Annotated in this window: 24 protein-coding genes and 2 tRNA genes; 18 read left to right on the top strand and 8 right to left on the bottom strand. The window is 59.6% G+C overall.

The genetic code is table 11. The annotated features are described in order from the left end of the window. The first annotated feature begins 4 nt into the window (after window positions 1–4). From fba to ACQAYK_RS00480, 9 genes are all read left to right on the top strand, one after another. On the top strand, window positions 5–1,075 hold the full coding sequence (fba, locus tag ACQAYK_RS00440) for a class II fructose-bisphosphate aldolase (RefSeq protein ID WP_215871387.1): 1,071 nt from the start codon (window positions 5–7) through the stop codon (window positions 1,073–1,075). Window positions 1,076–1,161: 86 nt separating this feature from the next. Next, window positions 1,162–1,824, top strand: coding sequence for a ribulose-phosphate 3-epimerase (rpe, locus tag ACQAYK_RS00445; RefSeq protein WP_215871386.1), 663 nt, complete (start codon window positions 1,162–1,164; stop codon window positions 1,822–1,824). Between the two features lie 10 nt (window positions 1,825–1,834). Further along, window positions 1,835–2,506, top strand: a complete 672-nt coding sequence (locus ACQAYK_RS00450) for a phosphoglycolate phosphatase (protein ID WP_215871385.1) — start codon at window positions 1,835–1,837, stop codon at window positions 2,504–2,506. A 120-nt stretch (window positions 2,507–2,626) separates the two neighbouring features. Then, complete coding sequence (gene trpE, locus ACQAYK_RS00455) at window positions 2,627–4,123, top strand: anthranilate synthase component I (RefSeq protein ID WP_215871384.1); 1,497 nt, start codon at window positions 2,627–2,629, stop codon at window positions 4,121–4,123. 4 nt (window positions 4,124–4,127) lie between these two features. After that, window positions 4,128–4,697 (top strand): aminodeoxychorismate/anthranilate synthase component II, encoded by a 570-nt coding sequence (pabA, locus tag ACQAYK_RS00460; RefSeq protein ID WP_215871383.1) that lies wholly within the window; start codon window positions 4,128–4,130, stop codon window positions 4,695–4,697. Then, the gene (gene trpD, locus ACQAYK_RS00465) at window positions 4,694–5,713 is read left to right on the top strand and encodes an anthranilate phosphoribosyltransferase (protein ID WP_215871382.1); all 1,020 of its coding nucleotides are present in this window, start codon (window positions 4,694–4,696) and stop codon (window positions 5,711–5,713) included. The genes pabA and trpD overlap by 4 nt, the downstream gene beginning before the upstream one ends. A 23-nt stretch (window positions 5,714–5,736) precedes the next feature. Then, a complete protein-coding gene (gene trpC, locus ACQAYK_RS00470) occupies window positions 5,737–6,531 on the top strand; it encodes an indole-3-glycerol phosphate synthase TrpC (RefSeq protein WP_215871381.1) in 795 nt (264 codons plus the stop codon). A 157-nt stretch (window positions 6,532–6,688) separates the two neighbouring features. Then, the gene (locus ACQAYK_RS00475) at window positions 6,689–7,114 is read left to right on the top strand and encodes an OsmC family protein (RefSeq protein WP_215871380.1); all 426 of its coding nucleotides are present in this window, start codon (window positions 6,689–6,691) and stop codon (window positions 7,112–7,114) included. Next, a complete protein-coding gene (locus ACQAYK_RS00480) occupies window positions 7,115–7,603 on the top strand; it encodes an RrF2 family transcriptional regulator (RefSeq protein ID WP_215871379.1) in 489 nt (162 codons plus the stop codon). Window positions 7,604–7,619: 16 nt separating this feature from the next. Here the strand turns inward: ACQAYK_RS00480 and coq7 are convergent, their stop codons facing one another. Next, a complete protein-coding gene (gene coq7 / locus ACQAYK_RS00485) occupies window positions 7,620–8,249 on the bottom strand; it encodes a 2-polyprenyl-3-methyl-6-methoxy-1,4-benzoquinone monooxygenase (protein WP_215871378.1) in 630 nt (209 codons plus the stop codon). Between the two features lie 63 nt (window positions 8,250–8,312). On the opposite strand from coq7, the gene ACQAYK_RS00490 reads away from it, so the two are divergent. The 7 genes from ACQAYK_RS00490 to ACQAYK_RS00520 all read left to right on the top strand — a co-directional run bounded on the left by ACQAYK_RS00490 (window position 8,313) and on the right by ACQAYK_RS00520 (window position 11,893). Then, complete coding sequence (locus tag ACQAYK_RS00490) at window positions 8,313–8,624, top strand: (2Fe-2S) ferredoxin domain-containing protein (protein WP_215871377.1); 312 nt, start codon at window positions 8,313–8,315, stop codon at window positions 8,622–8,624. Next, window positions 8,624–9,352 (top strand): alpha/beta hydrolase, encoded by a 729-nt coding sequence (locus ACQAYK_RS00495; RefSeq protein WP_215871376.1) that lies wholly within the window; start codon window positions 8,624–8,626, stop codon window positions 9,350–9,352. The genes ACQAYK_RS00490 and ACQAYK_RS00495 overlap by 1 nt, the downstream gene beginning before the upstream one ends. Continuing rightward, window positions 9,333–10,262: an ABC transporter ATP-binding protein gene (locus ACQAYK_RS00500; RefSeq protein WP_255789924.1), complete on the top strand. Its 930-nt coding sequence runs from the start codon at window positions 9,333–9,335 to the stop codon at window positions 10,260–10,262. Before ACQAYK_RS00495 ends, ACQAYK_RS00500 begins: the two co-directional genes overlap by 20 nt. After that, a complete protein-coding gene (locus tag ACQAYK_RS00505) occupies window positions 10,262–11,035 on the top strand; it encodes an ABC transporter permease (protein WP_215871375.1) in 774 nt (257 codons plus the stop codon). Before ACQAYK_RS00500 ends, ACQAYK_RS00505 begins: the two co-directional genes overlap by 1 nt. 66 nt (window positions 11,036–11,101) lie before the next feature. Next, window positions 11,102–11,359, top strand: coding sequence for an AbrB/MazE/SpoVT family DNA-binding domain-containing protein (locus tag ACQAYK_RS00510; RefSeq protein ID WP_215871374.1), 258 nt, complete (start codon window positions 11,102–11,104; stop codon window positions 11,357–11,359). After that, the gene (locus ACQAYK_RS00515) at window positions 11,356–11,682 is read left to right on the top strand and encodes a type II toxin-antitoxin system PemK/MazF family toxin (protein ID WP_215871373.1); all 327 of its coding nucleotides are present in this window, start codon (window positions 11,356–11,358) and stop codon (window positions 11,680–11,682) included. The genes ACQAYK_RS00510 and ACQAYK_RS00515 overlap by 4 nt, the downstream gene beginning before the upstream one ends. A 134-nt stretch (window positions 11,683–11,816) precedes the next feature. Continuing rightward, window positions 11,817–11,893, top strand: a tRNA-Met gene (locus tag ACQAYK_RS00520). A 471-nt stretch (window positions 11,894–12,364) separates the two neighbouring features. On the opposite strand, the gene ACQAYK_RS00525 is transcribed toward ACQAYK_RS00520, so the two are convergent. From ACQAYK_RS00525 to ACQAYK_RS00550, 6 genes are all read right to left on the bottom strand, one after another. Continuing rightward, on the bottom strand, window positions 12,365–15,856 hold the full coding sequence (locus ACQAYK_RS00525; RefSeq protein WP_483167717.1) for a pilus assembly protein: 3,492 nt from the start codon (window positions 15,854–15,856) through the stop codon (window positions 12,365–12,367). Continuing rightward, entirely contained in the window at window positions 15,853–16,497 is a 645-nt protein-coding gene (locus ACQAYK_RS00530) for a pilus assembly PilX family protein (protein WP_483167718.1), read from the bottom strand. Before ACQAYK_RS00530 ends, ACQAYK_RS00525 begins: the two co-directional genes overlap by 4 nt. Further along, complete coding sequence (locus tag ACQAYK_RS00535) at window positions 16,494–17,672, bottom strand: PilW family protein (RefSeq protein WP_483167719.1); 1,179 nt, start codon at window positions 17,670–17,672, stop codon at window positions 16,494–16,496. The genes ACQAYK_RS00530 and ACQAYK_RS00535 overlap by 4 nt, the downstream gene beginning before the upstream one ends. Before the next feature lies 1 nt (window position 17,673). After that, the gene (locus ACQAYK_RS00540) at window positions 17,674–18,129 is read right to left on the bottom strand and encodes a type IV pilus modification PilV family protein (protein ID WP_483167720.1); all 456 of its coding nucleotides are present in this window, start codon (window positions 18,127–18,129) and stop codon (window positions 17,674–17,676) included. Beyond that, entirely contained in the window at window positions 18,126–18,740 is a 615-nt protein-coding gene (locus ACQAYK_RS00545; protein ID WP_483167721.1) for a pilus assembly FimT family protein, read from the bottom strand. Before ACQAYK_RS00545 ends, ACQAYK_RS00540 begins: the two co-directional genes overlap by 4 nt. Window positions 18,741–18,823: 83 nt before the next feature. Further along, window positions 18,824–19,033 carry a nucleotidyltransferase family protein gene (locus ACQAYK_RS00550; RefSeq protein WP_483167722.1) on the bottom strand — a complete coding sequence of 70 codons (210 nt, stop codon included), beginning with the start codon at window positions 19,031–19,033 and terminating at the stop codon, window positions 18,824–18,826. Between the two features lie 258 nt (window positions 19,034–19,291). Here ACQAYK_RS00550 and ACQAYK_RS00555 point away from each other — a divergent pair, with 258 nt between their 5' ends. Together ACQAYK_RS00555 and ACQAYK_RS00560 are read left to right on the top strand one after the other, a co-directional pair. Then, window positions 19,292–19,624 carry a TraR/DksA family transcriptional regulator gene (locus tag ACQAYK_RS00555; protein ID WP_483167723.1) on the top strand — a complete coding sequence of 111 codons (333 nt, stop codon included), beginning with the start codon at window positions 19,292–19,294 and terminating at the stop codon, window positions 19,622–19,624. A gap of 279 nt (window positions 19,625–19,903) precedes the next feature. Beyond that, window positions 19,904–19,977 (top strand) — tRNA-Gln (locus tag ACQAYK_RS00560). Window positions 19,978–20,069: 92 nt separating this feature from the next. Here ACQAYK_RS00560 and fdhD read toward each other — a convergent pair. Further along, a complete protein-coding gene (gene fdhD / locus ACQAYK_RS00565) occupies window positions 20,070–20,879 on the bottom strand; it encodes a formate dehydrogenase accessory sulfurtransferase FdhD (RefSeq protein ID WP_215871368.1) in 810 nt (269 codons plus the stop codon). Between the last annotated feature and the right edge of the window lie 14 nt (window positions 20,880–20,893).

The following is a 20,893-nucleotide window of genomic DNA, read 5'->3' on the forward strand; positions in this document are numbered from 1 at the left end:
AGCGATGGCAATGGTATCTATGCGGCAACTGCTCGATCACGCCGCCGAGCACGGATATGGCATTCCTGCCTTTAACGTCAACAACTTGGAGCAGGTGCGCGCGATTATGGAAGCGGCGGCTGCCGTCGACGCGCCGGTCATCCTGCAGGCCTCGGCGGGTGCCCGTAAATACGCGGGCGAGCCCTTCCTGCGGCATCTGATCCTCGCAGCGGTCGAGGAATATCCGGACATTCCGGTGGTGCTGCATCAGGACCACGGCGCCAGCCCCGCCGTCTGCATCCAGGCCATCCGTTCTGGCTTCACCAGCGTTATGATGGACGGCTCCCTGCTGGAAGACGCCAAGACCCCCGCCAGCTATGACTACAATGTCGCGGTGACCGCCAAGGTGGTGGAAATGGCGCATGCCGTGGGCGTGACTGTCGAAGGTGAGCTGGGTTGTCTGGGCTCCCTGGAAACCGGTATGGCCGGTGAAGAGGATGGCGTCGGCGCCGAGGGTTGCCTGAGCCATGACCAGCTCCTTACCGATCCGGAAGAGGCTGCGCAGTTCGTCAAATCGACCAAGCTGGATGCCCTGGCCATCGCCATCGGTACCAGTCACGGCGCCTACAAGTTCACCCAGCCACCGACCGGCAAGATCCTGCGCATCGACCGTGTCAAGGAGATCCACGAGCGCATCCCCGACACCCACCTGGTGATGCACGGCTCCAGCTCGGTGCCGCAGGACTGGCTGAAGATCATTCACGAGTTTGGTGGCGACATCGGCGAGACCTATGGCGTGCCCGTGGAAGAGATTCAGGAAGGTATCAAGTATGGCGTGCGCAAGGTCAACATTGACACCGATCTGCGTCTGGCCGCAACCGGTGCGGTGCGCCAGAGCCTGTACAAGAATCCCAAGAACTTCGATCCGCGCAAGTTCCTGACCGCCTCTCTGGACGCCATGCGTGACATCTGCAAGGCGCGCTACGAGGCCTTCGGTTCTGCCGGTCAGGCCAGCAAGATCAAGGCGATCCCCATGGATACCATGGTCAAGAAGTACAAGGCGGGTGATCTCGATCCGCGGGTCAAGGGCGTCTAAGCCTTTGCGCCCCTCTGCCGCCTGCGGGTGGCATGCTGTGCTGGGGCGCCTCCGGGCGCTCCAGCCGTTTTGCAAGGAGCCGTATTATGCCTCAGTACAAGATTTCCCCCTCGATCCTGTCGGCCGACTTCGCCCGTCTGGGTGAGGAAGTGCGCGCGGTGGACGAGGCCGGCGCCGATTACATCCACGTCGATGTGATGGACAACCACTTCGTTCCCAACCTTACCATCGGACCGCTGGTGGCGGCGGCGATCAAGCCGCATACCCAGAAGCCGCTCGATGTCCATCTGATGATTTCGCCGGTGGATGCCATCATTCCGGAGTTTGCCAAGGCCGGTGCGGACATCATCACCGTGCATCCGGAGGGGACCATCCACCTGGATCGCACCATCCAGCTCATCCATAGCGTTGGATGCAAGGCCGGTGTATCGCTGAACCCGGCAACGCCCCTGGAAGTGCTCGATTACGTCCTCGAAAGCATCGATCTGGTGCTGGTGATGAGTGTCAATCCGGGTTTTGGCGGGCAGAGCTTCATCGACTACAGTCTGCGCAAGATCGAAGCCATCCGCAAACGGATCGACGCTACCGGCAAGGCCATCGAGCTGGAAGTTGATGGTGGTGTGAAGGTGAGCAACGTGCGGCAGGTGGCCGACGCTGGTGCCGATGTGTTTGTCGCTGGCAGTGCCATCTACAATACCCCGGATTACAAGGCCACCATCGCTGCCTTCCGGGCAGCGCTGGCCGGCTGAGGGCTTGCGGATGAGCCAGGCAAGCTTCGCCGCAGACATCGTGCTGATCGATCTCGATGGCACCCTCATCGACACGGCCCCAGATCTTGCCGGGGCGGCCAATCACGCCCTGCACAGCTTGGGGCGAGAGCCGGCAGCCATGCCTGTCATTCGCGGGTTTATTGGCAATGGCGTGCGGGAGCTGATGCGGCGGGCCCTGGCCATTCAGGATGAGCCCAGTGAGGCCGAACTCGATGCCGCCATGCAGGAGTTTTCTGCGTATTATGGCGCGCATCTGACGGCCCATAGTGTCGTGTACCCGGGGGTAGAGGATGCCCTGCGGACCCTGCGGGAACAGCAACGCAAACTGGTTTGCATCACCAACAAGGCGGAGCAGTTTACCGCTCCGCTGCTCGAGCGTCTGGGGCTGTGCGACTATTTTGATCTGGTTCTGTCGGGTGACAGCCTGCCGCGCAAAAAGCCGGATCCCTTGCCCCTTCTGCACGCGGCGGAGCATTTTGGCGTGGGGCCGGACAGTGGCCTGCTGGTTGGCGACTCGATCAACGATACCCAGGCCGCCCGTGCCGCCGGGATGCCGGTGGTGGCGGTCAGTTATGGCTATCGTGGCGATATGCCCCTGGCAGACTTGGCAGCCGATGCCGTTATCGATACACTGCCGCAACTGCTACCCCTGTTGCGGTAGCGACGGTTTGGAATTTCTGATGCTATGAAACCTCTCGGGTACGCGACGAAAGCTTGGCGATGGCGCGGCTGCTGATTGCAGGCGGTCTGTGATTTTCATTGCCAAATTTCGAGGTGACCCGTGCTGAGTGCCGAGCGTTTTCAGTTCCTGGCCCATGAGGGCTACAACCGTATTCCCCTGAGTCGCGAGATCCCTGCCGATCTCGATACTCCCCTCTCCGCCTTTCTCAAAGTCGGAGATGGACCCTATGCCTACCTTTTCGAGTCGGTGCAGGGCGGCGAAAAATGGGGGCGCTATTCCATCATAGGCTTGCCCGCGCGGGAGCGCATCGAGATCCGTGGGCAGCGAATCCAGCGCTTCGTAGACGGGGTCTTGCAGGAAGAATGCCGTCATCCAGACCCCCTCGTCTGGGTCAGCGAATTCCGACAGCGCTTCCGCGCGGCACCCTCGGACGATCTCGCCGACCGCTTTACCGGCGGTCTGGTGGGCTATTTTGGTTACGACATCGTCCGCTATATCGAGCCGCGTTTGGCGCGGGTGGAACCCCTGCCCGATCCCCTCGACCTCCCCGAGATCCAGTTGCTGGTGGCTGACGAGATCCTGCTCTTCGACAATCTACGTGGTACCCTGCGACTTCTGCTGCAACTCGATCCGCAACGTCCCGATGCCTATAGCGCTGGGCAGGCCCGCCTCGCCGAGCTGGAGGAACGCCTGCGTGGTCCGCTGCCACCCGCGAGCCAGACGCAGCGGCGTGGGCGGGTAGACGAAGAAGACTTTGAGGCAAGCTTCAGCCGCGCGGGCTATATGGCCGCCGTGGAGCGGATTCGCGAATACATTGGCGCCGGCGATGTGATGCAGGTCGTGCCCTCGCAGCGCCTGTCGATCCCCTTCGCCGCGCCGCCCCTGGATCTCTATCGCGCCCTGCGCCGTATCAATCCTTCGCCCTATCTGTTCTATGTGGATCTGGGGCGCACGCAGCTGGTGGGTTCCTCGCCGGAAATCCTGGTGCGCGTGGAGGATGGCGAGGTCACCGTGCGGCCCATTGCCGGCACGCGCCCGCGCGGCAAGACGGCAGAAGCCGATCAGGCCCTGGAAGAAGAACTGCTGGCGGATCCCAAGGAGCGTGCCGAGCACCTGATGCTCATCGATCTCGCTCGTAACGACGTGGGGCGGATTGCCAGTACCGGTACTGTGCAGCTGACGGACTCCTTTGCCATCGAACGCTACTCCCACGTCATGCACATCGTCTCGCAGGTCACCGGTCGTCTGCGCCCCGGGCTCGATGCCATGGACGCCCTGCGCGCTACCTTTCCTGCCGGGACGGTATCCGGTGCCCCCAAGATCCGCGCCATGGAGATCATCCGCGAGCTAGAGCCGGTGGCACGTGGGGTCTATGCCGGCGCCGTCGGGTATTGGGGCTGGAATGGCAACATGGATACCTGCATTGCCATCCGCACGGCAGTAGTACAGGACGGGCAGTTACACATCCAGGCCGGTGGCGGAATCGTGGCCGATTCTGCGCCTGCCGCCGAGTGGGAAGAGACCCTGAACAAGCGCCGCGCCATGTTTCGCGCTGTGGATATGGCCGAGAACGGTCTCGATCCCGAGGGGAGATAAGCCGATGCTGCTCATGATCGATAATTACGACAGCTTTACCTATAACCTGGTGCAGTATTTCGGCGAGCTTGGCGCCGAGGTGCGAGTGGAACGCAATGATGCCATCGACCTGGCGGCCATCGCCGCCCTGGCACCCGAGCGCATCTGTATCTCACCGGGGCCGTGCACGCCCAACGAGGCGGGCGTGTCTCTCGCTGCCATCCGCGAATTTGCCGGCAAGGTTCCCATCCTTGGGGTCTGTCTTGGGCACCAGGCCATCGGCCAGGCCTTTGGTGGCGAGGTCGTGCGCGCGCAGCAAGTGATGCACGGCAAGACCTCTCCCATCCACCATCGCGGGCAGGGCGTTTTTGCCGGCTTGCCCGACCCGTTTACGGCAACCCGCTACCATTCCCTGATCGTTGCCAGAAACACCTTGCCCGACTGTCTGGAGGTGACGGCGTGGACCGCCGAGGGCGAGATCATGGGCCTGCGCCATCGCGAGCTGCCCGTGGAAGGGGTGCAGTTCCATCCCGAATCCATTCTCAGCAGCCACGGCAAGGAGCTTCTGCGCAATTTCCTGGAGGTGGGACGATGAGAGCGATCCCGGAAATCCTGCAGGGGATCATTGCGGGACAGGACCTTTCGGCGCGGGAGGCGGAAGAGGCCTTCGCGGCCATCATGCGCGGTGAGTGGACCCCGGCGCAGTTGGGGGCCCTGCTCATGGGCCTGCGCATGAAGGGGCAGCGGGTGGAGGAGCTGGTGGGCGCGACGCGTGCACTGCGCGCGTTTATGACCCGTGTCGAGGTCGATGACAGCCACCTGGTGGATACCTGCGGCACCGGCGGCGATGCCTGCGGCACCTTCAATATCTCCACGGCCGCTGCAGTGGTGGCCGCTGCGGCTGGGGCGCGGGTGGCCAAACATGGCAACCGTGCGGTGTCGGGGCGCAGTGGCAGCGCCGATGTGCTGGAGGCCGTTGGCCTCAACCTGGATCTACGCCCCGAGCAGGTAGCGGCCTGTATTGCGAGTGTTGGCATTGGTTTCTTGTTCGCCCCCGCCCATCATGGCGCCATGCGTCATGCGGTCGGTCCGCGCAAGGAGCTGGGCATACGCTCCCTCTTCAATCTCATGGGCCCGCTGAGCAATCCGGCGGGTGCCCCGCATCAGGTCCTTGGGGTGTATAGCGAGGCTTGGCTGACCCCCCTGGCCGAGGCGGCGCGGGAGTTGGGCGCGCGTCACGTGCTGGTGGTACATGGGCACGACGGACTCGACGAGATCAGCCTCTCTGGCCCCACGGAAGTGGCGGAGTTGCGCGCCGGTGAGGTGCATCGCTACCGTCTGCAACCTTCGGAATTCGGACTACCGGCGGCGCCGCTGGCGGCGCTGCAGATCGCCGATGTGAAGGAGGCGGCGCAGGTATTCCTGGCGGTTTTGCGCAACGAGCCCGGCCCGCGCCGCGACATCGTCCTCCTCAATGCCGGAGCGGCCCTCTACGCCGCCGATGTGGTTCCCGATCTGGCAACGGGGGTAGAGCGCGCACGCGCGGCGATGGATAGCGGTGCCGCCTGGGCGAAATGGGAAGCCCTGTTACACTGCGCTCGCGAGCTTTGAGGGGCCGCGAAAGCTGAGGAAATATGGAAGACATACTGCAAAAAATCCTGGCGGAAAAACGCCGCGAGCTGGCGCAGCGGCAAAGGCGTCTGCCACTCGCCGATCTCCAGTCGGCGGCACGTCTGGCCTCGCCGCCACGGCCCTTTGCGCAGGCTTTGCTGGACCGGGCAGGGGCGGGCAAGGCCGCGGTCATTGCCGAGATCAAAAAAGCCTCGCCGTCGGCAGGGGTCATTCGCGAGGACTTCAACCCGGTGGAAATCGCCCGCGACTACGCTGCGCATGGCGCCACTTGCCTCTCGGTGCTCACCGATGAGTCCTTCTTCCAGGGCTGCGACAGCTATCTGACGGCGGCGCGCGCGGCCTGTGCGCTGCCGCTGCTGCGCAAGGATTTTCTCATCGATCCCTATCAGGTCTGGGAGGCGCGCGCCATCGGTGCGGATGCGATTCTGCTCATCGTGGCGGCGCTAGCCGATGCGCAGATGGCGGAACTGGAGGCGTGTGCCCTGGAGCTGGGGATGAGCGTACTGGTCGAATCGCACGATGCCGCAGAGCTGGACCGCGCCTTGCGCCTGCGGACCCCCCTGATGGGGATCAACAATCGCGATTTGCGGACTTTCGTCACCGATATCCAGCGCAGCATCGAACTCTTGCCGCAAATTCCCACGGGGCGACTGCTGATCAGCGAAAGCGGCATCCGCCAGCCGGCGGACGTGCAAACCCTGCGTAGCGCCGGTATTCATGCCTTCCTCGTGGGCGAGGGGCTGATGCGCGTAGCGCAGCCGGGTCAGGCACTGCAGGAGCTTTTTGCCGGCGAGTAACCTGGCCCTGCTCGCGGAATAGGAAGCCTACGGCGTAATGTCGGCGGCGAACTGCTGCAGGCGTTGGCCCTCGGCGCGCGCCTCTTGCAGATCCTGCGATTGCATCTTTCCCGCTGTGGTAGTGTAATCGGGGAGTGCAGTAACCTAGGAGAAATCTATGCAGGCGACGGTAGAATGGACGGGTTCGGGAGGGGTGGCCTTCGTAGCCCATGCCGACAGCGGCCATGGCGTGGTGATGGATGGCTCGCCCGACATCGGTGGGCACAATCTCGGCGCGCGGCCCATGGAAATGGTCCTCATGGGACTGGGCGGTTGCTCCAGCATCGATGTGCTGATGATTCTGCAGAAGTCGCGCCAGGACGTTCGCTCCTGCCGGGTCGAGATCAGCGCCGAACGCGCCGAGCAAGACCCCAAGGTCTTTACCGAAATCCATCTCCAGTTTTTCGTGACCGGCAAAGACCTCGATCCGCGCCGCGTTGCCCATGCCATTCAGCTCTCCGCGGACAAGTACTGCTCGGTGAGCATCATGCTGGCCAAGACGGCCAAAATCACCCACGACTATACCCTTACGGCGGTAGACTGAATGTTACTCAGCAAAACCAGCGAATATGCCCTGCAGGCCCTGATTTATCTTGCCACCCAGCCGCCGGGAGAGTTGGTGCTGAGCGGCGAAATCTGGGAGTACCTCAAGGATCCGGACGACCCGCGCGTGCCACCGCGCCAATATCTGGCAAAGATCCTGCAGGACCTCAGCAAGGCCGGCATTCTCGAATCGCGCAAGGGTCGCGGCGGTGGTTTTGTGTTGGCGCCGGGGGCAGAAGACAAGAACATTCTGGATGTGGTGGAAATCGTTGAGCGCAAACCCCTGGGGCAAGGCTGCGTGTTGGGTCTGAAAAAGTGCGAAGACGCCACCGCCTGCCCGGTACACTATGCCTGGAAGCCTCTCAAGGCCGAGGTCATCGAGCTGCTCAGCCAGCAGACCATCGGCAGCATGGCGGAGGCTGTGCGTGCGGGCAAGTATCGCATCCATTTGCCCGGCGGCAGCACGCTGCGGGTCAAGGCCTCCGCCTAGCTTCGCCCGGATTTCCCTAAATCCAGAGAGCGCCGCGGGTCATCACCCGAGACAGGCCCTGCATGGCCATGCGCAGGGGGCGGGGCAAATCCACAGCGCCCAGTTCTTCGGCCTTCTCGGCGTGCCCCACCTCGTCGCACTCCATCTGTTCCAGGATACGGCGACTGCGTTCGTCTTCCGGGGAGAGATCCTGTAGATGCTCCTTGAGATGTTCCTCGACCAAATTTTCCACGGCCACGACCAGGCCCAGGTTGGCCCCGCGACCGCGGCGCGCGGCGGCATAGCCCATACCCCAGGCGCTGGCGTACCAGAGCGGCCCGAGCAGGCTGGGGCGGCTGTGGAGTTCGCGCAGGCGCTCCTCGCACCAACGCAGATGATCTTCTTCCTCGCTGCGCGCTTTGCGCAGCACGGCGCGCAATTCCGGGTCGCTGCTGCCAGCTTCCTGACCAGTATAGAGTGCCTGGGCCATGACCTCGCCGGCGTGGTTGACGCGCATCATGCGCCCGGCACGGCGACGCTCCCAAGGGCGCAAGAGCGTGTCGGGTGACGCGGCGGCGGGATTGGCGCGACCGCTGCCCCGGCTTTGCCCGCTGAGGGTGCGCAAGGCATTGTCGACAGAGAGTATTGCCTGATCGAGGAAATCCATAAGCTATCTGACCCGAGCTGCCATTTCGGGTTATCATGGCGCCATGCCAGTGGAGGGTCAAACATGAGTTTTTATCAGCGCCATCTGTTCCTCTGTCTGAACCAGCGCGAAAATGGCGAGCAAGCCTGCAACAACGGCGGCTTGGCAGAAGAGGTCTTTCATCAGGCCAAAAAACACGCCAAGAAGCTGGGCATTCACGGTGACGGGCAGGTGCGCGTCAACCGTGCCGGTTGTCTGGGACGTTGCAGCGAGGGTCCGGTGGCCGTCGTCTATCCGGACGCGGTCTGGTACACCTACGTCGACGCCGAGGATGTGAAAGAGATTGTCGAATCGCACCTGCGCGACGGTAAGCCGGTGGAGCGGTTACGCATCTGATGCTGCCCATCGATCGCAGTCACCTCTATGACGGCCAGGAACTCGCCCTCGAATGCGTCGGCGAGGCGGTGGAGATCCCCGGTCCGGTCGGGATGCTGGAAGGCCTGACCGCGTGTCCGGAGAAAGAGACGCGCGGCATCGTTGCGGTGATTCTGCACCCGCATCCCCTTTACGGGGGCACCCTCAATAACAAGGTGGTGCATTATCTGAGCCGCACCTGCAATCTCCTTGGCATTCCCTCCCTGCGTTTCAATTTTCGTGGGGTGGGCAAGAGCGCCGGGCACTATGATGCCGGACGTGGCGAGGTAGAGGATTGCCTGGCGGTCCTCGACTGGGTGGCAGGGCGACGTCCCGGCTTTCCCATCTGGCTCGCAGGTTTCTCCTTTGGTGCCTTTGTCGCCTATCAGGCGGCCAGCCGCGATACCCGCGTCGAGCGCCTCTTGACGGTGGCGCCCCCAGTCAATCTCTTTGATTTTTCGGTGGCGCCCGTCCCCCGCTGTCCCTGGACCGTGGTACAGGGGCAGAATGACGAGCTGGTGCCGGCCAAGGATGTCAGCGCCTGGTTGGCAGGGCTCGCGGCCCAGCCGGAACGGATCGACCTACCCGCTGATCATTTTTTCCACGGCAAGCTGAATCTACTGCAAAACGCCCTGCTCGACCGCTTCCAGTTGCAGCTAGGAGAAGAAATACCCAACGCCAAGCCCTGCCGTGCCTTCTCCCCGGCTTGAGCTCGATGCCGTCGCCAAGGCCTATGGCGGGCGTCCCGTGCTGCGCGGCCTGTCTTTTGCCGTGGGCGTTGGCGAGTGCTACGCCCTGCTCGGCCCCAACGGTGCTGGCAAGAGCACTTCTGTACGCTGCATTCAGGGCCTGACGCCCTTTGATGCTGGCCAGATCCGCCTCGATGGCCGGCCGCTGACGCAATGGCCGGCAGGGGGGCACGGGCGGATTGGTGTGGTGCCGCAGAGCGATCAGCTCGATCCTGATTTCACGGTCGAAGAAAACCTCTGGATCTACGGACGCTACTTTCGCCTGCCGGCCGCCGAGATCCGTCGTCGCAGCAAAGAGCTGCTGGCTTTTCTGGCCCTTGAAGATTTTGCCCGCCGTCCCATCCAGGCCCTTTCCGGTGGGATGCGCCGCCGTCTTTCCGTGGCCCGCGCCCTGATGCACGAGCCGCAGCTTTTGCTCCTCGACGAGCCGACCACTGGCCTCGATCCGCAGGCCCGCCATCTGCTCTGGCAGCGACTGCGGGAGCTGCAGCGCAGCGGCGTTACCCTGCTGCTCACCACCCATTACCTGGACGAGGCGGAACGCCTGGCGGATCGCGTGGGGATCCTTGATGGTGGGCGCATCCGCGCGGAGGATTCCCCCGAGGGCCTGATCCGGGCGCACATCCCCGGGGAGGTGCTGGAGCTACGCCGCCGCGATGGTGGCCTGCCTGATCCGGAAAACTGGCACCAGGGGCGGGTAGCTGCGGCCGAACGCGCCGGCGATACCCTGCTGCTCTTCGATGCCCGGCTTGATGCCGCCCGCGCCCACTTTGCCGCTGATCCGCAGTACCAGTTATTGCAGCGCCCGGCGACCCTGGAGGATGTCTTTCTGCGTCTGACCGGACGCGAACTGCGGGAGGAAGAAGGCTGATGGCCTGGTTTCTGCCCAGCTGGGGCGCCCTGGCGGTACTGCGGCGGAATTTTTTGGTCTGGCGCAAGTTGCTCCTGCCCAGCCTGCTCGGCAATTTTGTCGACCCGCTGCTCTATCTACTGGCGCTCGGCTACGGACTGGGGCACTTCGTCGGGCGGATGGAAGGCATGCCCTACATCACCTTCATTGCCTCGGGGATCGTCGCCAGCTCGGCAATGAACACCGCAACCTTCGAGGGGCTCTACTCGGCGTACACGCGCATGGCGGTGCAGAATACCTATCTCTCGATTCTGGCGACGCCCCTGCAGATGGGCGACATCGTCACCGGCGAGCTGCTTTGGTGTGCGCTGAAGGGGGCCATCAGTGCCCTGGCGATCATCATCGTGGCGAGCTTTTTCGGTGCCATCGACTGGCACTGGCAGGTCCTTCTCGCCCTGCCGGTCATTCTGCTCACGGGTTTGAGTTTTGGTGCCATCGCCCTGGCCTTTACTGCCCTGTCGCGTAGCTATGATTTTTTCATGTACTACTTCACCCTGGCGGTGACGCCCATGTTCCTCTTTTGTGGCGTCTTCTATCCGCTGCATACCCTGCCGGCCTTTGCGCAGAACATCGCCGCAGTCCTGCCTCTCACCCATGCCGTGCTGCTCTTGCGTCCGCTCCTGACCGGGCACGCGCCTACGCAGGTGGCGCTGCATCTTGCCGTCCTGCTGGCCTACGCACTCAGCGCCTATGTCCTCGCCACCGTTCTGTTGCGGCGGCGCCTACTGCGTTGATTTCTCCTTGCAGGCGAAAAACCGCGTAGTTATACTTCAATATAACTTGATTCTTGGGGTTACATTATGCACACAACCAGTCTCCGCAAGGTTGGCGGCTCGGTCATGCTGGCCGTACCGCCCGCCTTTCTCGATCAGCTGCATCTGCAAGTTGGCGCAACGGTCGGCCTTGTGGTCGATCATGGTTGCCTGGTGGTCAATCCCCATCCACGTCCGCGCTACACGCTTGCGGAGTTGTTGGCTGCGTCGGACTATTCACAGCCGCAGCCCGCCGATGAGCGCGAATGGGTCGATGCGCCCGCTGTGGGTAATGAATTGCTGTGAAGCGGGGTGATATTTACCTCGTGTCGCTCGATCCGACTACGGGGCATGAGCAAAGCGGGAGTCGTCCTGTACTGATCGTATCCCCAGCGGAATTCAACGAAGTAACCAGGCTGCCCGTTATCCTGCCGATTACCAACGGCGGCGAGTTCAGCCGCCGCCTTGGCTTCGCCGTACCGCTGACCGGGATCAAAACTACCGGCATTGTGCGCTGTGACCAGCCGCGCGTCATTGACCTGGCAGCACGCCATGCCCGCAAGGTGGATACCTTGCCCGCAGCGCTCATGGACGAGGTGTTGGCAAGGGTCGTCACACTTTTCCAGTGATTGGCGACTGGCAAACGCGCGCGCAAACACCGGTCAAGCAACGGCTGCTCTTCCGCGCAGTCCGCGCCCATTTCTTGGCGCGGACTTCCTATTGACAGGATTTGCCCGAGCGGCTTAAATAGCGGGCCTGCAATGGCGCTTTAGCTCAGTCGGTTAGAGCAGCGGAATCATAATCCGCGTGTCCGGGGTTCGAGTCCCTGAAGCGCCACCAATAAAGCAACAAATGGAGATTGTCTCTCCAGCTTCTTTTTCGGCACCCTGCTTTGATCAGACCAAAACCCAAAGCGCTTCCTCTGTGAGGCTTCGGGTGTAGGCTTCCCAGCCTTCTCCCAACCCATTCGCGATTGCTGCGGGCCTTGCCTCTAGGCGGAAGGCAGGGAAAACCAGTTTCATTCTGTGCCATCAACCAAAGTCCTTTGACTGGAGGGCAAGGCAGGCAGCCCCTCATCCGATGAAAACCGTATCGGATGCCGTTTTTGGACAGGTGTGCGGCATCCTGAATCAGATCATTCAGGTGGCCTGACAGGGCGGTCTAAGCATAACCGCTCGCCGAGCGGCGTTCTTCCCGGCACAAAGCGACTGCATCGCGAGCATAAATCTCAGGGGCACGCCGCGCGAGCTAACCGCTTCCGGCAGTTCTCGGGCGAGGTGTCCTCTGGCGCTTCCGCTAGCAGGATACCCATCATTGCGTCAGCACCAGGCGCCAAGCGACTGGGCCGCCAAGGGGCAGCCCAGCACCCAAGGCCGATACAAAGCCCGCGGTGCCTCCCGTGGTATTCTGATTGGCAGCTCCCTGCAGTAGGGTGCGTCCATTGAATGTACTCACTGAAGGAGTGAAAGCAGTACCTCGACCAATTATGAATCCCTGAGTGATCGCCGTCCCGGAAGAACTGATGAACGCGCCGGATGGGAAAACGCCATTACTCAAGCCATAGATGTAATAGGCTGCAGTACTGTAACCGCAAGACTTTGCCGGCGCAGGAATGGTAACGGGCACGATGACGTTACCCCCACTGATCAACGCCTGATCGCTGATGGTCGAACCTGGGGGCAAAGGAGAGATAGAATTGCTCGTTACCGAACCGCTTTGCGCAGTGTACGCTCCTCCACTCCAGCTTCCAGCACCTCCAGCGTAGGCAGTCCACACCGGCGACCAGACGCTGTTCATCTGTTTGAAAAGAGTGATTCCGCTTGGACCCTGCACACGTAGGTAGTTTGCGCCCTGATAATAGGTGCCGCCAATGAACTGGACGTTGGTTTGCAACCCGGCAAACTCACTGGCGAAGTTGCCAACTGCAGTAAAATCATTGGATATTTTGCTGGCACTATTACCCGAGCTATTACTTGGTGCAAGAATGCTCAATAAATTACTATTTGACATTTCATATACGTTTCCGCTCGCGTCTCCTAAGAAGAGATTTCCATTAGCGTCAATGTATGGAGTTGCCGTGTTGCTGAAGGGCAATTGATAACTACTCCACGCCCCAGAGCCAACATTCAGCACACCCAGATAACTGGCCGAACTTGTATTCAAAGCGAAAAGGGCCCAGGTGGTGCCAAAATTACTGGCTCCAGATGTTTGCACTTGATAGTACACTGGCGCGCTTGGTTGAGGCTGTGAATAGCCTGACAATACATACTGACTTACGACTGATTTCAAGCCAGGGCTTGTCGTGCCGCTTAGCTGCAGATCGTAGATAATTCCCCCGTTATTGGCTACGCCTACCACATAGGTATGCCAGGCGGAACTGCTATAGGCATCAATCGTGGAAAAGGCACCCATGTTGTTGCCCTGCCAGAAGGTCTGATAATTCTGCAGGGAGGATAATAGCCCACCCGGCATCCAGCCCCAAAGCAGCGTTGGGCTGCCAGTATTGTTGTAGCCCAAGGCATACAGGAAGCCGTCATTATCGGCAAAGAGCACGGCATTTTGGCGGCTGGCATGACTGCTTGCGAACGCTAGATACCCTGCGTTGCTCAGCAGGCTGGCACTATAGGGAGGCACTAGTACCTGCGCGGGGACGAGATTGGCAGGCAGACCAACGTACCAGCCCGATTGCCTACCCGCCAAGTACTGTCCGTTAGAGTAGGAGGGATCGGTGGTGTAGTTGGCAATGTTCGACGCCGTCAGATTTGTCGTAGTGATTGCGAAAGCCGCAGAGTTGGTGGATGCGACGGACGAGAATGTTTGCGGTGGACCGCTATTGTTGTTTCCAACTCCCAGCGGAGTTGTAAACAGGCTGCTAGATCGTGTCGCCGCTGTCATGTTCCCATTTGCGGTCCAACTAGCTGAGCTACTAGCGGCTCCAGTGCTGGCTACCTGATAGGCGTACAGATCTCCCTGACCGGTCACTGGGTTGACGTTCTTGAGAAGGAATTCCAGAGAACCTGGGCCGACGGTGGGCGGTGCTGCATAGGAAGACACGACGCTCTTGCCGAGAATATTGGCGACGATACTATTCAAAGCAGCCTGTACCCCAGCCTGAGAATTGGCAGAATAATAACTGGATGTACCCCCCGCCTGCGCCATGGCATTTAGGACAGCCTGACCCTGCAGCGCAACCGCTTGCTGCGCTGACGTGGTATTCGCGACGTCAGGGTCTACAGCGGATCCGACACCCAGAACATAAGTTTTTATACCATTATTTGCTAGGGTTTGAATGTGACTGATCGCCTCCGCGACCGCGGGGCTTTGAGTCATCCCAAAGGACTGAGCAGAGGCGCTGCCGAGCGGGGGATAAATATTGCCATTTTTCCCCATCGTTGGCTGCCCATCAGTGATGAAGATTACGTACTGTTTGCCGCAAGTAGGCGGCGGAGCAGGCATGCTTGTTTTCGAAATCTGCTTAGAAGACCCGTTATAATAATCAATTGCCGTCTGAAAGGCCCCGGCCACGGGCGAATATCCTGCGCTCGCGCTAATCGGATACTTTGAGGGGGCATAATCTATGCTTGAATTCGAAAAGACTTCAGGCGATAGAGCTAACTGTAGCGCTGCAAGCTGACCGGAACTTCCGGGTTGTATCGCTACCACCATATTACCTTGATCAGGGAGCAGCTGGTTGTTATTGAATGCCAGACCGCGCTGAGAGAACCACGTATCATACGAAGAGGTAATATATCCCGCACTAGTTGGGGATAGCGTGATTCCTTGGTAGTAAGAATAGATGGGACTGTTGTTTACTATTTGACCTTCGTAAGCGCTCAATCCCTGGCTGTAATTATTGCTAAAACCATTGAAAGATCCGCTTATGAAGTTGCTCCCACTAGATCCTTGAGTATACAGCACATCGTTAATTACCGGGTTGTCTGACGTGTCATAAACGTAAAGATACTGGTCAGCGGTTGCTTTGTTACCAAAATAATTCTTGATGTTTCTGCAAGCGCTGCTTGTAGATTTGTAACATGGGTTTGACAGTGCGGCCGAGTAATCATTTGGAATTGATGTTGCATTTGTTCCAAAAGAAAAGTCATTTGTGTACTGGTTTTGTTGATATGTGCCCTGCCGTGTTTGAATTACGTTATAAGGATTTGGCTGGCTGCTCATATAGTAAACATATGTATTATATAGGTATGTTCCTTGCTTCGTCTGTGATTTAGTGTAAGCGCCGAGATAGTCTTCAAGGCCGAACTGAATATTATTTGCATATAAAGGAGTTGCTAGAATATTGGCAAGTGGTACCTCTACCCCATTGAGCATGGATGGTGAATTATCGACGTACCCGTTATTGCCAATCGTTGCACAAGCTGATACCGCAGCGGCGGTCAACCCACTGCTGCTACAGGAGACCGTAAAAGGATTCGCTGAACCTGCGGAGCCGAGCGCTGGTGGCGTGAAACCATTAGTCGTGTAATAGGCTGGGGAACTCGAGCTAACGTTTTGCGACACGGTACCAGAACCGGTCATAATCGCGCCAGACAAATTTGTCGACCACACTGGTGAGCTGCTGGTAGAGCTCGTTGCATATCCCTGTGTAGCTTGCAATACCCCCGCCATACCTTGCGAATTATCCAGAATAATGAGTACTTGCGGCTGGTCTGCAGTTGGAATGTTTAATCCACCGGTGGCGTGTGCTACGGGGATCAGGCCCTGCAACGGCAACAGATTGATACCCAGAGATAAAGCAATCGCCAGCCCCTTGCGGGCTACTTTTTTCATCGCGCGCTGTTTCATGATGCCATCACCTTTCGCAATACTGCTTGCACTGTCACACCAAGGCCACCACCATTGGTCCTCATTGTATGCACAAACACCACATAATAGCGGGATTGTGCCCCACCTGTGGAGTTTCCGGTCTGTGATTGCTCATAGCCTTCCAACTGTGTCGAAATTCCTCCAGTAGGGAAAACTACATACTCTACCTGATAGCTAAACGCCCCGTAGCTCACGGTGCCAATGGAATAACAAGTGCTATTGGCTACACACTGCTGCCAAAAGGAGGGATTCGTTGGCGCCAGTATGGAAGAACTACTTGTGGTTGAAGCGGAATAGTAGCCAGACGGAGGAGTCAGGAAAAAATATGGCTTTGTAGAATCACTGCTCCCTGATGCAAGAATTTCCGGCCATGTGGTTAGGCCATTCAACCAGGCGGCCGCATTCTGCAACCCTGCATCCGTTGCCTCTTGCGCGGCGTTCTGCACGGCCAGATTGCTGGCTATCAGCGTATTGTTTTTGTTGAGGTAGAGATAGGCCATGACTGCGAGAGTGACGGCAAAGATCAGTACCAGCACAATGAGCAGGATGGCGCCCTGTTCTCGCTGTGCGGTGTCGCCGTTGGGGAGCCGTTCTCTGATTGCTTTATTCTGCGGCTTCACTCGCTCCCCCAGATCCCATTGCGCACGGGAATGATGCTTTGAAAGAGATGATACTCGTAGTGACGGCAATTACCCTGCAGACAGCCGGGACCACCGCTGGTGGGCACGGTATAGCTTTGCCCGAGGATGTTGAAGCTGGCGGGGCTCAAACTATTGGGCAGGTACTGGGTACTACGGATCAGCATGGCCAACTGCACAGCGACAATGGATTGCGTAGCGCTTGGCGTATAATTCTCTGGTGCTACCCAGTTCTGCACGCTGCCATTGGTCCCCAGCCCATACTGCATCTGAATATCGACGACACCACTCGCCAGAGCTTGCGGCGCCGGCGCTGCTGTCTGCAATCCCGTATATTGGGTCATGTAGAGCGTTGGCGTGCTGCCGGCGGGGTTTTCCATGATCTGGAATTGCTCAAAAAGAAAATTCTGCGAGCCGAGGTCATACAAATTGGCGCCCTGAAATGCACTGCTAGAGATGCCCCCGGGGCTGGTAGTGTTGACCAGATTGAACAGTTGATTGGGGTTTGCCTGAAAGCAGGTAGAATTCCCTTTTCCGGAGTTGAATACGACCGTTCCACTGCCGTTGCTCGTACCGCCTCCCGTAACCGTGCAATTTGAATTCAGCGTGCCCTTTCCTGCCACATTGGTCATTTGTCCAACTACACAGACACCTAGCCCGGGTAAGGTGATCATCGCGATGTCCCCGGGGTTGAGCCGGCTAGTATCTGCAACCGTTAGGTTACTTCCTTGTTGGCTTTGCACTGTGGTAGCCGGTGCTCCACCAAAGCTGCCACCACCAATGACGGTATTGATTTGCCAGGTACCGACACCTGCCACGGTTATTGGGGACGCGGTGATGGCGGTCAGTGCTTGGCTGGAATTGCTGGACAAACTGCTGATCCCCACCACCCCATTGGGGCACTGCCCGAAGCTCGGCAGCCCGTAGCCCGCTGACTCGATGGCCTGGCGCATGATGGCCATGGCATTACGGCCCCGTTGCCACATTTCGCCATTGGCGGATTGCTGGCTGACGCCCTGGCTGGTGTGCAAAAAGAAGCTGAAGACTGCCGTGGAGAGTAGCCCGACCACCACCAGCGCTACCAGCAGCTCGACCAGTGAGAGACCGAGCTGGCGATCTGCTATTGTGGTTGCAAGGAATTCCTTGGTCGCTCTCATGTCAGTATCCCACGATGGTTTGGGTTTGATAGCTGGCGCCATTACCCCAGCTCACTATCACCGAAGAATTGCAGGGGCACTGGCTGGCGCCACTCATGCCGCTTGCAGTGATCGAAACTGTCGCCTGCGGTGGCATCCCATAGGCACTCATTACCGAAGACACCGGTGCCAGCAAGGAGTTACTGGCCGAGCTGGCGTTCGCGGTGGCGCCATTTAGAGTCAGGGCGTTCGCCCCATTGGCTCGTAACACGCCTACAGCACTTTGAGCGATCTCGAAGCCGGAGGTGAGGTTCTGGTTCTGGGCCGACATACTGAAACTGTTCAGAAAGAGGCCAATGATTCCCAGGGAGCCGATGGCAAAGATGGCGAGGGCGACCATTGCCTCGATCAGGGTCAGGCCCTGTTGACGCTGGGCTAGGGTCATCTGCTGCGCTTGGCTGGGCGTCTTGGCGTTCATTGGAGGGTGCACACGCTGCTGGTGGAGGACGCGGTGGCGCAGTTGCGCAGGTTGCCGGCGCCACTGAGCTGCACCAGCCAGTAGCCGTAGCTAGCCGCATCGTTGCCCACCGTTCCAAAGGTCACATTGGCGCTGGTGACGGTGCCAGCCGAGCCGTATACCATGCCGGTGGGGGTGATGCTGAAGGTGCTGCCGGTCAGCACAACATTGCAGACGGTATTGGGGTAACGGCTGGCAAAAGCGCTAGCCGGCATCTGAGGTACTGACTGCGAGACGTTGGGAGCCGCTGGCGTGATGGTCCAGGAGCATCCAGTAGCTCCCCCGCTGGCCACGGTCACCTGCACGGGATAGCCCGAGCGGATGGCATAGCCCTGGGCCCAGGCGAGATCCTGCTGCAGATGTCCGGAGGCCCCCTGGATGCGCGCCCGCACCATCCAGATGTTGAACTGAGGAATGGCAACGGCGGCGACGATGGCCATGATGGCGATGAGGATCATGAGTTCCACCAGAGTGAAACCCATGGCTCTGCCGCGCATGCGCTCTTGCCCCGCGATCACGTCCTCGCTGCCTCCGCCATTCCGATGTCTGCCACGCTCATGGTCCCCTTCCATGTCATGAACGCCTAAATAGTCGAAACGACACAGATTGCCAGATTCTGCAGCGGGGGAATCTGCCTGCTGCTGAACCGTGACATTCATTGGGAATGGCGAAAGCCCACCATGCGCTTGAGGCTGTCAGCCAGCGCCGCTTCGATCCAGCCGCCTTGCGCCACACAGCGCAAAACGGCCAGATCCAGGTCGCTGTCCGGCCTTGCCGTGCCGCTGATGCGGCTACCAAAGGCGTAGATCGCCAGCAGCTTGGGCACGTGGACTTGTAAGGTTTGCATGATTGCCGAGCGGTTCATGCGAGATCCCGCTTCATCGAAATTCCCCTGGGCTTTGCGTTGCTAGATCAAAAGTATACCGATGCGGCAGCGCCATAGACAGCCACCGGGTGCAAACATCAGACGAAAATGATGCTACAAAAGGAAATGGGGTTGTTGCTGCACCGCCGCAAAACCAATAGGCTTAACTATCACTGCCATTCGGCAGCAAAACCGCCGACCTGTTGCGCTCATCGGCCATCCCCACGTTTCTGCTGCGATAGTGAAGGGTTCGCGTAAATGGAAATAGAACAGTTCCGCGCTCGTCTGCTGGCCGAGCAAAGAGAAACCGTTGCGGCAATCCAGCAGGCCCAACAGTCCGCCGCACCGGTCGAGCTGGATCAATCAAGTGTCGGCAGGGTGTCGCGTATCGACGCCATCCAACAACAAGCCCTCGCCCAAGGATTCTTGGAGCGGCTGAGTGTTCGCAAGCGCAAGATCGAAGCAGCAATGGCCCGCATCGACGCAGGCACCTATGGGCTGTGCTGCGCCTGTCACGACGATATTGAGCCGGAACGATTGAACGCCGATCCCGCTGTCGTTTTCTGCCGGGAGTGCGCGACAGGGCGTTAATGAAAATGTCGCTGACTCTCTGAATATGGGGAGTGGTGGCCGTCAACTATTCGGCCAGGCGGGTTAATGTTCAGCTTGCGCAGTCGTAGCCATGTGTTTTATGCCGCCAAGCTGTATGCAGATTGGTCGGCTGGATATAGCGTTGTAACTGATAGCTTTTCCGCTGTGCTTCTTGGTGGCACAAGCTTGGTAGTGGTCCCCAAAAGCATAAATTGGCTAATTTCGCAGAATTTGGATTTGACAGAAAGCCGGACTAACCGGTATGCTCTCGCGCTCAATTGGGGGATCGTCTAGCGGTAGGACAGCGGACTCTGACTCCGCTAACCGTGGTTCGAATCCACGTCCCCCAGCCAAATAAATTAAGCCTCTAGCGAGCCTGATAGGGGCTTTTTGTTGTCCGTGAGACACTGGCAGGGCTGCTGTGTTTTCTCATTTGGGTCTGCAATTAGGACTGCGGAGCCGCCCCGCCATCGCAATACAGGGTGGCGCGCCCGTCGCGAACAAAACCTACCAGTTGCACGTGATTTTTCCTGGCAATGTCCACCGCCATGCTGCTGACGCCAGAGATGGCTGCTACCAACGGAATTCGCCAGGCGAGCGCCTTGCGCACGATCTCGAAGGGCAGTCGTGAGGAGACCGCTAGAATATCTGCCGAGCCGGGAACGGCTCCGCGGGCCAAAGCGGCGCCGATGACCTTGTCGACGGCGTTGTGGCGACCGATGTCCTCGCGCACCAGGATCTCCCCGTCGACAAAGCAAAGGGCGGCAGCGTGGCAGTTGCCACTTTGCTGGTGGAGACACTGCTGCGCTGCGAGTTCCGCCATGGTTGCATGAATTTGCTCCAGATTCGGCAAATTCCGGGCGGCGGGTAACGGCGCGAAGGGCTGCAGGCCGCGAAAGTCGGGACAACCGCAAAGCCCGCAGGCGCTGGCGCCGGGGAGTGCCCGGCGGTGGCTGGCGGCGCGATCCATGGCAGTCGCATGCAACTGCAAATAGATGGCGCTGCCGCCCGCTGTGCTTTCGATTTCCAGTGCCAGAATCTCGTCGGGCGTTCGCACGATATCCTCGGTCCAGAGAAAGCCCCGCGCAAAATCCGCAAGATCGTGGGGGGTTGCGAGCATGACAGCATAAACCTCGCCGTTGAGCACGAAGGAAACCGGGGACTCCTCGACCAGGCTTTGCGCTTGCCCCTGCCCCTGCCAACTCGCCCAAAGGCCGGGACTGTCATCAGCTATCTGTGATTTTTCTGCCGCCACCGGGTATCCGCCCT

Origin of the sequence: Acidithiobacillus sp. AC3 (assembly GCF_050261095.1) — a bacterium.
GTDB classification, from domain to species: Bacteria; Pseudomonadota; Gammaproteobacteria; order Acidithiobacillales; family Acidithiobacillaceae; genus Igneacidithiobacillus; species Igneacidithiobacillus copahuensis.

What these genes read in the sequence shown, in the direction of transcription:
- ACQAYK_RS00555 (WP_483167723.1), top strand. Translation starts at nt 19,292, where the DNA reads ATGGAAATAGAACAGTTCCGCGCTCGTCTGCTGGCCGAGCAAAGAGAA.
- ACQAYK_RS00545 (WP_483167721.1), bottom strand. Translation starts at nt 18,740, where the DNA reads ATGGAAGGGGACCATGAGCGTGGCAGACATCGGAATGGCGGAGGCAGC.
- ACQAYK_RS00475 (WP_215871380.1), top strand. Translation starts at nt 6,689, where the DNA reads ATGCAGGCGACGGTAGAATGGACGGGTTCGGGAGGGGTGGCCTTCGTA.
- trpD (WP_215871382.1), top strand. Translation starts at nt 4,694, where the DNA reads ATGAGAGCGATCCCGGAAATCCTGCAGGGGATCATTGCGGGACAGGAC.
- ACQAYK_RS00495 (WP_215871376.1), top strand. Translation starts at nt 8,624, where the DNA reads ATGCTGCCCATCGATCGCAGTCACCTCTATGACGGCCAGGAACTCGCC.
- ACQAYK_RS00505 (WP_215871375.1), top strand. Translation starts at nt 10,262, where the DNA reads ATGGCCTGGTTTCTGCCCAGCTGGGGCGCCCTGGCGGTACTGCGGCGG.
- ACQAYK_RS00450 (WP_215871385.1), top strand. Translation starts at nt 1,835, where the DNA reads ATGAGCCAGGCAAGCTTCGCCGCAGACATCGTGCTGATCGATCTCGAT.
- pabA (WP_215871383.1), top strand. Translation starts at nt 4,128, where the DNA reads ATGCTGCTCATGATCGATAATTACGACAGCTTTACCTATAACCTGGTG.
- ACQAYK_RS00540 (WP_483167720.1), bottom strand. Translation starts at nt 18,129, where the DNA reads ATGAACGCCAAGACGCCCAGCCAAGCGCAGCAGATGACCCTAGCCCAG.
- rpe (WP_215871386.1), top strand. Translation starts at nt 1,162, where the DNA reads ATGCCTCAGTACAAGATTTCCCCCTCGATCCTGTCGGCCGACTTCGCC.
- ACQAYK_RS00535 (WP_483167719.1), bottom strand. Translation starts at nt 17,672, where the DNA reads ATGAGAGCGACCAAGGAATTCCTTGCAACCACAATAGCAGATCGCCAG.
- ACQAYK_RS00490 (WP_215871377.1), top strand. Translation starts at nt 8,313, where the DNA reads ATGAGTTTTTATCAGCGCCATCTGTTCCTCTGTCTGAACCAGCGCGAA.
- ACQAYK_RS00480 (WP_215871379.1), top strand. Translation starts at nt 7,115, where the DNA reads ATGTTACTCAGCAAAACCAGCGAATATGCCCTGCAGGCCCTGATTTAT.
- fba (WP_215871387.1), top strand. Translation starts at nt 5, where the DNA reads ATGGCAATGGTATCTATGCGGCAACTGCTCGATCACGCCGCCGAGCAC.
- ACQAYK_RS00525 (WP_483167717.1), bottom strand. Translation starts at nt 15,856, where the DNA reads ATGAAACAGCGCGCGATGAAAAAAGTAGCCCGCAAGGGGCTGGCGATT.
- ACQAYK_RS00550 (WP_483167722.1), bottom strand. Translation starts at nt 19,033, where the DNA reads ATGAACCGCTCGGCAATCATGCAAACCTTACAAGTCCACGTGCCCAAG.
- coq7 (WP_215871378.1), bottom strand. Translation starts at nt 8,249, where the DNA reads ATGGATTTCCTCGATCAGGCAATACTCTCTGTCGACAATGCCTTGCGC.
- trpC (WP_215871381.1), top strand. Translation starts at nt 5,737, where the DNA reads ATGGAAGACATACTGCAAAAAATCCTGGCGGAAAAACGCCGCGAGCTG.
- ACQAYK_RS00510 (WP_215871374.1), top strand. Translation starts at nt 11,102, where the DNA reads ATGCACACAACCAGTCTCCGCAAGGTTGGCGGCTCGGTCATGCTGGCC.